Source organism: Bacteroides xylanisolvens XB1A (assembly GCF_000210075.1).
GTDB classification, from domain to species: domain Bacteria; phylum Bacteroidota; class Bacteroidia; order Bacteroidales; family Bacteroidaceae; genus Bacteroides; species Bacteroides xylanisolvens.
The window spans coordinates 4988012-4997299 of sequence record NC_021017.1 but is presented as its reverse complement, the minus strand read 5'-3'; the positions used below and the strand labels follow the sequence as shown (position 1 = coordinate 4997299).

12 protein-coding genes and 1 pseudogene are annotated in these 9288 nt (G+C 44.1%); 4 read left to right on the top strand and 9 right to left on the bottom strand.

Going from position 1 to position 9288, the window contains the following annotated elements; translation table 11 throughout:
• Nucleotides 1-244 precede the first annotated feature (244 nt).
• Both pflB and pflA read left to right on the top strand, forming a co-directional pair.
• Nucleotides 245-2473 (top strand): formate C-acetyltransferase, encoded by a 2229-nt coding sequence (pflB, locus tag BXY_RS19455; RefSeq protein ID WP_015532736.1) that lies wholly within the window; start codon nt 245-247, stop codon nt 2471-2473.
• 15 nt (nt 2474-2488) lie between these two features.
• Nucleotides 2489-3217: a pyruvate formate-lyase-activating protein gene (pflA, locus tag BXY_RS19450; RefSeq protein ID WP_004308786.1), complete on the top strand. Its 729-nt coding sequence runs from the start codon at nt 2489-2491 to the stop codon at nt 3215-3217.
• A gap of 27 nt (nt 3218-3244) precedes the next feature.
• On the opposite strand, the gene BXY_RS19445 is transcribed toward pflA, so the two are convergent.
• From BXY_RS19445 to BXY_RS19435, 3 genes are read right to left on the bottom strand one after another with little or no spacing between them, the layout of a single operon-like run.
• Nucleotides 3245-3688 (bottom strand): N-acetylmuramoyl-L-alanine amidase, encoded by a 444-nt coding sequence (locus tag BXY_RS19445; RefSeq protein ID WP_015532735.1) that lies wholly within the window; start codon nt 3686-3688, stop codon nt 3245-3247.
• The gene (locus tag BXY_RS19440; protein WP_004302306.1) at nt 3675-3866 is read right to left on the bottom strand and encodes a hypothetical protein; all 192 of its coding nucleotides are present in this window, start codon (nt 3864-3866) and stop codon (nt 3675-3677) included. The genes BXY_RS19445 and BXY_RS19440 overlap by 14 nt, the downstream gene beginning before the upstream one ends.
• A complete protein-coding gene (locus BXY_RS19435) occupies nt 3863-4366 on the bottom strand; it encodes an HU family DNA-binding protein (RefSeq protein WP_004305836.1) in 504 nt (167 codons plus the stop codon). The genes BXY_RS19440 and BXY_RS19435 overlap by 4 nt, the downstream gene beginning before the upstream one ends.
• Before the next feature lie 193 nt (nt 4367-4559).
• On the opposite strand from BXY_RS19435, the gene BXY_RS19430 reads away from it, so the two are divergent.
• The gene (locus BXY_RS19430; protein ID WP_004305834.1) at nt 4560-4790 is read left to right on the top strand and encodes a DUF4248 domain-containing protein; all 231 of its coding nucleotides are present in this window, start codon (nt 4560-4562) and stop codon (nt 4788-4790) included.
• Between the two features lie 87 nt (nt 4791-4877).
• Nucleotides 4878-6995, top strand: a complete 2118-nt coding sequence (locus BXY_RS19425) for a virulence-associated E family protein (protein ID WP_015532734.1) — start codon at nt 4878-4880, stop codon at nt 6993-6995.
• Nucleotides 6996-7237: 242 nt separating this feature from the next.
• On the opposite strand, the gene BXY_RS19420 is transcribed toward BXY_RS19425, so the two are convergent.
• From BXY_RS19420 to BXY_RS23755, 6 genes and pseudogenes are all read right to left on the bottom strand, one after another.
• Nucleotides 7238-7603: a helix-turn-helix domain-containing protein gene (locus BXY_RS19420; protein ID WP_015532733.1), complete on the bottom strand. Its 366-nt coding sequence runs from the start codon at nt 7601-7603 to the stop codon at nt 7238-7240.
• A 4-nt stretch (nt 7604-7607) separates the two neighbouring features.
• A complete protein-coding gene (locus BXY_RS19415) occupies nt 7608-7901 on the bottom strand; it encodes a type II toxin-antitoxin system HigB family toxin (RefSeq protein ID WP_004316673.1) in 294 nt (97 codons plus the stop codon).
• Between the two features lie 97 nt (nt 7902-7998).
• Nucleotides 7999-8301 carry a helix-turn-helix domain-containing protein gene (locus tag BXY_RS19410; RefSeq protein WP_004302297.1) on the bottom strand — a complete coding sequence of 101 codons (303 nt, stop codon included), beginning with the start codon at nt 8299-8301 and terminating at the stop codon, nt 7999-8001.
• Nucleotides 8267-8620, bottom strand: a pseudogene (locus BXY_RS19405) (type II toxin-antitoxin system RelE/ParE family toxin). The gene BXY_RS19410 and the pseudogene BXY_RS19405 overlap by 35 nt, the downstream one beginning before the upstream one ends.
• Before the next feature lie 56 nt (nt 8621-8676).
• Entirely contained in the window at nt 8677-8922 is a 246-nt protein-coding gene (locus BXY_RS19400; protein WP_004315521.1) for a hypothetical protein, read from the bottom strand.
• Between the two features lie 8 nt (nt 8923-8930).
• Nucleotides 8931-9065: a hypothetical protein gene (locus tag BXY_RS23755; RefSeq protein ID WP_004302294.1), complete on the bottom strand. Its 135-nt coding sequence runs from the start codon at nt 9063-9065 to the stop codon at nt 8931-8933.
• Nucleotides 9066-9288 lie beyond the last annotated feature (223 nt).

Here is a 9288-nt window from a genome sequence, read left to right as displayed (position 1 = left end):
TCCAAAACTTCTTTATCAGAAGTGCTTTTCGTTAAAAGCGGTGCAAAGGTACGAATATATTTTAAACTTACAAGAGTTTTCACAAAAAAAAATCACGAACATCATTTCCAAAGAATAGCAATATCTAGGTATTTTATGTTGAAAAGCATAAAATAGAGCATATTTATGCTGATTATATGAAAAAACGTTGTAACTTTGTGCGCTCTAAAGAAAAGGATAACTACAACCTCTAATTTTATCATTTATGGAATTAAATAAGATCTTTAAAGACGGTCTTTGGAGCACAGAAATCAACGTAAGAGATTTCGTTAGTCACAACATCACTCCGTATTATGGAGATGCTTCTTTCCTCGAAGGACCTACCGAACGCACAAAAGCTGTATGGAACCGCTGCCTCGAAGCACTGGCAGAAGAAAGAGCCAATAACGGCGTACGCTCACTGGATAATGTCACCGTCTCAACCATCACTTCTCATAAAGCCGGATATATCGACAAAGAAAATGAACTGATCGTCGGTCTGCAGACAGACGAACTTCTGAAACGTGCCATCAAGCCTTTCGGAGGTATCAACGTAGTGAGCAAAGCCTGCCACGAAAACGGCGTGGAAGTGGACGACCGTGTAAAAGATATATTCACTCACTACCGCAAGACGCACAACGACGGAGTATTTGACGTATATACCGAAGAAATCCGTTCGTTCCGTTCTCTGGGATTCCTCACCGGACTTCCTGACAACTATGCCCGTGGACGTATCATCGGCGACTACCGCCGTATGGCTCTCTATGGTATCGACCGACTGATTGAGGCAAAAAAAGAAGACTTGCGTAACCTTACCGGTCCGATGACCGAAGCCCGCATCCGCCTGCGCGAAGAAGTGGCAGAGCAAATCAAGGCATTGAAAGACATGAAAGTAATGGGCGAATACTACGGACTCGACTTGAGCCGTCCTGCCTACACCGCACAAGAAGCAGTACAATGGGTATACATGGCTTACCTTGCTGCCGTAAAAGAACAAGACGGTGCTGCTATGTCACTAGGTAACGTCTCTTCGTTCCTCGACATTTATATGGAATATGAATTGAGCAAAGGAACCATCACAGAATCTTTCGCACAGGAGCTGATCGACCAGTTTGTCATCAAACTGCGTATGGTGCGTCACCTGCGTATGCAATCTTACAACGACATCTTCGCCGGCGACCCGACATGGGTAACCGAATCCCTGGGTGGACGCCTCAACGACGGACGTACCAAGGTGACAAAGACTTCTTTCCGCTTTCTGCAAACACTCTACAACCTCGGCCCTTCACCGGAACCGAACCTGACTGTATTGTGGAGCCCGGAACTGCCGGAAGGATTCAAAGAATTCTGCGCAAAAGTATCTATCGACACTTCTTCCATCCAATATGAAAACGACGACCTGATGCGTGAAGTGCGCCAGTCTGACGATTACGGAATCGCATGCTGCGTATCTTATCAGGAAATCGGAAAACAAATCCAATTCTTCGGCGCACGTTGCAACCTGGCAAAAGCCCTGTTGCTTGCCATCAACGGCGGACGTTGCGAAAACACCGGTACGGTAATGGTGAAAAATATCCCCGTACTAACCAGCGACACACTGAACTTCGAAGAAGTAATGAGCAACTACAAGAAGGTATTGACAGAAATCGCCCGTGTTTACAACGAAACGATGAACATCATCCATTATATGCATGATAAGTATTACTACGAAAAAGCCCAAATGGCTCTTGTAGATACCAACCCACGCATCAACCTTGCTTATGGTGTAGCCGGACTTTCTATCGCCCTCGATTCACTGTCGGCCATCAAATATGCCAAAGTGACCGCACGCCGCAACGACATCGGTCTGACAGAAGGTTTCGATATTCAAGGCGAATTCCCTTGCTTCGGTAATGACAACGACAAGGTAGACCACCTGGGTGTTGACCTGGTCTATTTCTTCAGCGAAGAATTGAAGAAACTTCCGGTTTACAAAAATGCCCGTCCTACTTTATCTTTGCTCACCATCACTTCCAACGTGATGTATGGCAAGAAGACAGGTGCTACTCCCGACGGACGCGCCAAAGGTGTCGCTTTTGCTCCGGGAGCCAACCCTATGCACGGACGTGACAAGAACGGTGCCATCGCCTCTTTGAGTTCCGTAGCGAAATTACGTTACCGCGACTCACAGGACGGTATCAGCAACACTTTCTCCATCGTCCCCAAATCACTGGGAGCTACTGAAGAGGATCGCGTAGAAAATCTGGTGACAATGATGGATGGCTATTTCACCAAAGGCGCTCACCACCTGAACGTGAACGTACTGAACCGTGAAATGCTTTACGATGCCATGGAACATCCGGAAAAATATCCGCAACTCACCATCCGTGTTTCCGGTTATGCCGTAAACTTCGTGAAGTTGAGCCGCGAACATCAATTGGAAGTTATCAGCCGTAGCTTCCACGAACGTATGTAATCAGATCTACTCAATATGACGATAAACGTACATTCATACGAAAGTATGGGAACATTCGACGGGCCGGGCTTACGGCTCGTCGTTTTTCTTCAAGGATGCAATTTCCGCTGCCTGTATTGTGCCAACCCCGACACGATAGCCGGAAAAGGAGGCACACCTACCCCACCGGAAGAAATCGTCCGCATGGCTATGAGCCAACGTCCTTTTTTCGGGAAACGCGGAGGAGTCACTTTCTCCGGAGGAGAACCTACGTTTCAGGCCAAAGCACTAGTCCCTTTAGTGCGTGAACTGAAAGAAAAGGGAATACATGTATGCATAGACAGCAACGGCGGTATCTGGAACGAAGAAGTAGAAGAACTTTTCAAACTGACGGATCTTGTATTGCTGGATATTAAAGAGTTCAATCCGGCACGCCATCAAGCACTGACCGGAAGAAGTAACGAGCAAACCATCCGCACGGCAGCATGGCTGGAAGAAAACGAGAAACCTTTCTGGCTGCGTTATGTATTAGTGCCCGGATACAGCGATTTCGAAGAGGATATCCGCCGCTTGGGAGAGGCTCTGGGAAAATATAAGATGGTGCAACGAGTGGAAATCCTGCCTTATCATACATTAGGCGTACATAAGTATGAAGCGATGGAGCAGGAATACAAGCTGAAAGACGTAAAAGAAAATACCCCCGAACAACTTGAAAAAGCCGCGGAGGTATTTAAAGAGTATTTCACTACTGTGGTGGTCAATTAACCACCACAGTAATAAATAGGATAAAAATCACCATGTCTCTGCTTTCACCTCGAAACAGGGACACTCTTTGATCCGCTCCCAAGGGTCAACAATTCCATTATAATTGGTGTCAGGACTCAAGTCCCGATGACCGACCACCTTTGCATCCGGATAACGCTGCAACAGTTCGCGCACCAGGCGATGCAAAGATTCTTTCTGGCAGGAAGTACGTGTATCCGCTGCCTTTCCGTCCTCATCCAGTCCGCCTTCATAGCACACCCCTAAACTAATCGCATTAAAACCGCGTGCATGAGCACCCACCGTATCTTCATCCCTCATCGGTTCTATCTGTCCCGACTTGCGGATATAATAATGATACCCCCAACAAGAAAAGCCCCGAAAGCGATGGGCAGTGTCCACATCCTTCGCCGTGAAGTCGCGATCAGCACGGGTAGCAGAGCAGTGAATCACAATCAGACTAATCTTTCTCATCGTCCTTCTCCCTTTCCGTTGTTTTCACATTACACACTTCCTTATGGGTAGCATTGAAGCGCACCTCTCTCACAATTCTGTTCCGCTTTCTTTTTCCGAAGAAAGGCACAAGGAACATGATTACATCCAAAATCTTAGTTACAATTTCTTTCATTTGATCTAATATTAAAGTTATCATGCTGCCGGATCCGGAGCTTCTCCGCTTCCACCACCGTCTGAACCACCACCGGAACCTTTGTCATCGTCTTCTCCTTCATTGCCGCTACCGCCCGTTTGGGCCACCGCACGCGTCGTTACCTGCTGGTAGCTAAGAATCTTCGTGATGTCCGCCAACGTCTTTCCGGGACGGAAAATAATATGGGCAGCCGTAATCAGCGAACTTGAAAACTCCTTGACCGACACAGCTCCTTCACTGTTCAACCCGATCTGCAAACTGCCCAAATCACCCAGCCGGACTATTCTTCCCGCTTTCAACGCACGCTTCGCCTCATAAAGAATACCCGAAATGGCGGCACGCACATCTGTCTCCGTACAGGTAGACCGGCTGGTGATTCCCTCGCACAACTCTTCAAAATCCAACTCTCCCGAAGCCTGTGCCTGCGCGTAATACTTTGCCGACTCATCCTTTTTGGCAGGATTCTTGCGCGGCACTACTGAATAAGTTACTGTCATTGCCATAATAAAATAATTTTAAGATTTCACACATTTCGAACGCGTTCCTTATTTGTTAACGACATAAAGATAACACATTTTCCATCCTCCGGATTCCCCAACGAAGTTTCCTGATACTCTATGAATAATAATGACGTTATTCTTTTAATAAGCCATTAATTTTCAGTAACTTTATAGCATAAACCAAATACCATTCATCATGTATTATCCGGATCAGCCGTTTCATATCCGCACTTATAAAAAGTCGGAACTAGCTCATCTTTACAACCCCAACGTATGCCTTAAAGTAGCCTTACAAATACTACGTCGTTGGATTGTCTACAACCTTCCGCTCCTGCAAGAACTCGAACAAGAAGGCTATCGTGCCCGCAACCGCCTTCTCTCTCCCCGGCAAGTGGCAACGATCATACGCTATTTGGGAGAACCCTAGGAACTTAATCAAAAAAACGAAAAGTTCCATTCTATTATTTTACAAACAAATTTCTTTGCAACCGCAAATTAAAAAGAACAAACCAACATGGATCATTTTACCATCTTTCAAGACTTTTACCGCGTCATAGCCGAAATGACAGAAGAAGAAATCGTATCGGCCATCAGCAACGGCACATACCGGGAAACGGTGGAGGACGTGCGCCGAATCTTCGCGGAACAAGGCGAGAAAGCAGCCAACGAAAAGAAAATAGAACTACCGGAAATCACCTTTTCAGCCAACTACCGGGGAGGACGTTCAAACGCAACTCTCGTCAAGTATCTGGGATACATCGTAGTAGACATCGACCATCAGACACAGGAAGCATTGGCACGCATCCTCGCACTGGCAAAAAAGTGTGCCCACACCCGCATCGCTTTCATCAGCCCCAAAGGAATGGGACTGAAAATCGTGGTACGTGTATGCCGGACAGACGGGACATTGCCCGAAACAATTCAGGAAATTGAAGATTTCCATCATGCTGCTTATCACAAAATCGCTTCCTTTTATGCCCAGCTCTGCGGAGTTGAGGTCGACACTTCCGGGCAGGATGTTAGCCGCACTTGCCTGTTCTCTTACGATCCGGATATTTATTTCAATCCCGATGCCACAGCTGTCATCGTGGAACAGCCACCGATGTTCTTCAAGTCTCAAAAGAAGAAAAGGGCATCCGGCAAAAAGAAAAAGACGACAGCACCAGACAACAATCCCCTCACCGAACAAGTGGCACTCAACTACCATTCCTCGCACGCTTCCTTAATGGTGACTCTGAACTATTATCACAATAAATCCGAAAAGTACGTCACCGGCAACCGGAACAACTACCTGCATTGCCTGGCTTGTATGTACAATCGCTACGGCGTCCCCCAGGAAGAGGCGGCAGCTTTTATCAAGAGCCAGTTCACCGATCTTCCCGCGGATGAAATGGACGCACTGATCGGGAGTGCTTACGGACACAACGAGGAATTCGACACCCGCAAGCTGAATAGTACGCAGAAGCGAATGTTACAGATTGAGCAACATATCAAAGAAAATTACGATACACGCTACAACGAAGTGCTTCATATCATGGAATATCGCAGAAGGAAAACGGACACGGAGCAACCGGAACCTTTCCATATTCTCGACGAAATGATGGAAAACAGCATTTGGATGGAGATGAACGAACTGGGCTATTCGTGCACCGTCAAGACGATTCAGAATCTGATCTACTCCGACTTCAGCATCACCTACCATCCTATTCGCGAGTATTTAGACTCGCTGCCTGAATGGGACGGAACGGATTATATCGGTATCCTTGCCAACAGCGTGCATACTAGTCACCAGAAATTTTGGGTAGAATGTCTGGAACGTTATCTGGTGGGAATGTGCGCTGCCGCCACACAAGACGATGTGGTGAACCACACTGTTTTGTTGCTTTGCAGCGAAATACAGAACATCGGAAAGACTACGTTTATCAACAACCTGCTGCCGCCCGAATTGCGCGCCTATCTTTCTACCGGTCTTATCAACCCGAGCAACAAGGATGATCTAGCCAAAATAGCGCAGGCAATGCTTATCAATCTGGATGAATTTGAAGGGATGAGCGGACGGGAACTGAATATCTTCAAGGATTTGGTTACCCGCAAAGTAATCAGCATCCGCCTGCCATACGCGCGGCGTTCGCAAAACTTTCCTCATACGGCTTCTTTTGCCGGCACATGCAATTACCAGGAAGTGCTTCACGACACCACAGGTAACCGCCGTTTTCTCTGCTTTCATGTCGACTCGATGGAGTTTATCAAAATAAACTACGCGCAGTTGTATGCACAAATCAAGTATCTGCTCAACAAGCCGGGGTATCAGTATTGGTTCACCCAGTCGGAAAACTCACGGATTGAAGAGAACAACGAGGATTTCATTTTCCACTCACCGGAAGAAGAACTGGTGTTGACACATATCCGCAAACCGGAACGTTTCGAAAAGGTGCATTATCTGACGGTCACTGAAATTGCGGAATTGATTCGCGAACGGACGGGGTATCAATATTCTCACGGAACCAAAGCCCAACTAGGAAAAGTGATGTCCAAACACGGCTTCGAATTTCATAAGGGAAAAAACGGGAGAAGATACACTGTATTCATTATTGATACGGAACAAGTGAAATCAAACAGGCTATATGAATAAGATTTCATCTCCTTCGCACGCAAAAAGGTGAGGGTTGGTGAGGGTACTTTTGCAACTTTTCATTTTTATATTTCTTATTTCTATTCTTCTATTTTCTTCTAAAAAAAAATACGAATGTTAGAAATTTACCCTCACCTACCCTCACCTTTTCCTTTTTCTTCCTCAAAAAAACGGTGGGAAATTTGAAAAAGACAGTTATCTTTTTCAAATTTCCCACCATGTTTTTTTAATCTGAATCGAAGTTATACTCCTAGCACAATACTAGCATCAATATTCAGTTTTTTACTTATTTCACGAGCCACTTTCAATGTCGGCTCACATTTTCCGGAAATGTAGTCACTAAGACGCGAAGGACTAACTCCTATCAGTTGTGATAGTGATTTCTGATTGAGCCCCATTTCGTACATACGAAGCTTCAGAACATCCACAAGCGAAGGTTCTCCCAAAGAAAAGTGTTCCTCTGAATAATCGGCAACAAAATTAGAAAGAAGTTCCAACTCGATGCTGTTAGGGTCATTCAAAGGAGTATCATCCTTCACTAACGGAAGAAGATCCTCCACTCTCTTTACAGCCCATTCATACTGGGTTTGGTTTTCTATCTTTGTCATATTTTCAAATATTAGCACAATCTATTTTATCATATTCTTTATGAGTACCAATAAAGCGAATATATACAAACTTTACAGTGAACTTCACCACTACTACCAAGCGATAATTATTCCCTTTAACATTGAAAACATAATGCTGGTTACCTACACTATCGGCACTATTAAAGGTCTTCTTTATATCAGCGAAACAAGCCCATTCACTTTTCTTTACTATAGTAACCCATTCTTGCAAAGCAACTTTTGAATCGGGATGCTCCTCTGCATATTCTTTTAACGCTTGTTCTGTAAATATTCTCATTAGTTACTCACTTATCATGCAACAAAAATAAGAATATAATTCCAATTTTCAAAATTATATTCCGATATTTGTAATTATGGATAAAAAGATTCGCTTCTTATAAAGACATCGAAAATTCGATCCTACAACCTAACGCATTCATGATGCGATAGAAAGTAGAAACCTTAGGTTCTGTCTGACCACTTTCCACTCTTGAAATATAAGAACGGTCGGAACCGATACGCCGGGCTAACTCTGCTTGAGTAATCTTAGCCTTTTTCCTTGCGTCTTCGATAATTTGCCCGGTGTAGAAAGCATACGCTTTTTCTTCTGCTTCCGCACGTTCGGGAGTACCTTCTGCTCCAAATTTCGCATCAAGAACAGCGTCATAATCTACTATTTGATGATTGTTTATCTGCATAATATTCCTCCTTTATTTTTAATGCTTTATCTATTTCACTACCCGGTGTTTTTTGCGCCTTCTTTTGAAAGCCATTAAACAACACTACAATATTTCCATCATCAAAAATGAAAAATACCCGTTATATATTACCATTATATTCTGTACGAAGTTCAAAAACTCCGTCCTGAACAAATTTTACAAATTTAGTGGAGAGTCTTTCTTGTGTTTTCAACAAGAGTAGTCCATACTGGATTTTATCTTGTTCCTTTTCGGTTAAAGTCTCCATGAAAGCCTCAAAGTAACCTCCGTATGTACGGATCTTACGTTTCTTTTCCATACTGCAAATATACGAATTGTTGTTCAACTATACAACAATCGTCTTTTTATTTTATATTATTTTTCCTCAAATTCTCCAGCACGCTTTTTCTTCTCATAAGACACCAGCGTCTCTACACTAAGCGTTTTCCCATTCTTAGGGCTTATCACATCTACAACGCTTGCTAACGCACGAAAAGTCTGTTCGCAATTTGCTACTCCGTCATACGTCAACCTACCCAGATTGATGGCATCGAGCACAACAGAGACATATTGCTTCGGATTTCCCCGATACTCGATGATGACAGGCGTGAGATGCGACATCTCTCGAGTCAGTTGACTGACGATTCTTTTTTTTGGTCGAGCAGATCCATTAATTTTTCACTATGCACATTGATTTGTGCGGTTACTTCACGAAGTTCGTCTTTCAATGAACACAATAATTCATCATTCAATGAATTTTCCATAAAACTTTCTATTTAATTGATTATAAAAAAGCCATTCCAGAAAGATAAGCAATCATTACTTACTTCCCGGAATGGTGTCTAATACCTCGAAAACAAAGACTTATATTCTAACCTAATGTACTCACTTTAATCCATTTCTTTTGATTTTGCATTCCATACCAGCAAAGCAAACAACACCGAAAGCAAAGCAGCACCAATCCAAAACCAATTGATATAGGTGAAG

Excerpts from the sequence above, each read along its gene's own strand:
- pflB (WP_015532736.1), top strand. The coding sequence starts at position 245 with ATGGAATTAAATAAGATCTTTAAAGACGGTCTTTGGAGCACAGAAATC.
- BXY_RS19400 (WP_004315521.1), bottom strand. The coding sequence starts at position 8,922 with ATGTCGCATCTCACGCCTGTCATCATCGAGTATCGGGGAAATCCGAAG.
- BXY_RS19440 (WP_004302306.1), bottom strand. The coding sequence starts at position 3,866 with ATGATAACTTTAATATTAGATCAAATGAAAGAAATTGTAACTAAGATT.
- BXY_RS19430 (WP_004305834.1), top strand. The coding sequence starts at position 4,560 with ATGTATTATCCGGATCAGCCGTTTCATATCCGCACTTATAAAAAGTCG.
- BXY_RS19445 (WP_015532735.1), bottom strand. The coding sequence starts at position 3,688 with ATGAGAAAGATTAGTCTGATTGTGATTCACTGCTCTGCTACCCGTGCT.
- BXY_RS19410 (WP_004302297.1), bottom strand. The coding sequence starts at position 8,301 with ATGCAGATAAACAATCATCAAATAGTAGATTATGACGCTGTTCTTGAT.
- BXY_RS19425 (WP_015532734.1), top strand. The coding sequence starts at position 4,878 with ATGGATCATTTTACCATCTTTCAAGACTTTTACCGCGTCATAGCCGAA.
- BXY_RS19415 (WP_004316673.1), bottom strand. The coding sequence starts at position 7,901 with ATGAGAATATTTACAGAACAAGCGTTAAAAGAATATGCAGAGGAGCAT.
- BXY_RS19435 (WP_004305836.1), bottom strand. The coding sequence starts at position 4,366 with ATGGCAATGACAGTAACTTATTCAGTAGTGCCGCGCAAGAATCCTGCC.
- BXY_RS23755 (WP_004302294.1), bottom strand. The coding sequence starts at position 9,065 with ATGGAAAATTCATTGAATGATGAATTATTGTGTTCATTGAAAGACGAA.
- pflA (WP_004308786.1), top strand. The coding sequence starts at position 2,489 with ATGACGATAAACGTACATTCATACGAAAGTATGGGAACATTCGACGGG.
- BXY_RS19420 (WP_015532733.1), bottom strand. The coding sequence starts at position 7,603 with ATGACAAAGATAGAAAACCAAACCCAGTATGAATGGGCTGTAAAGAGA.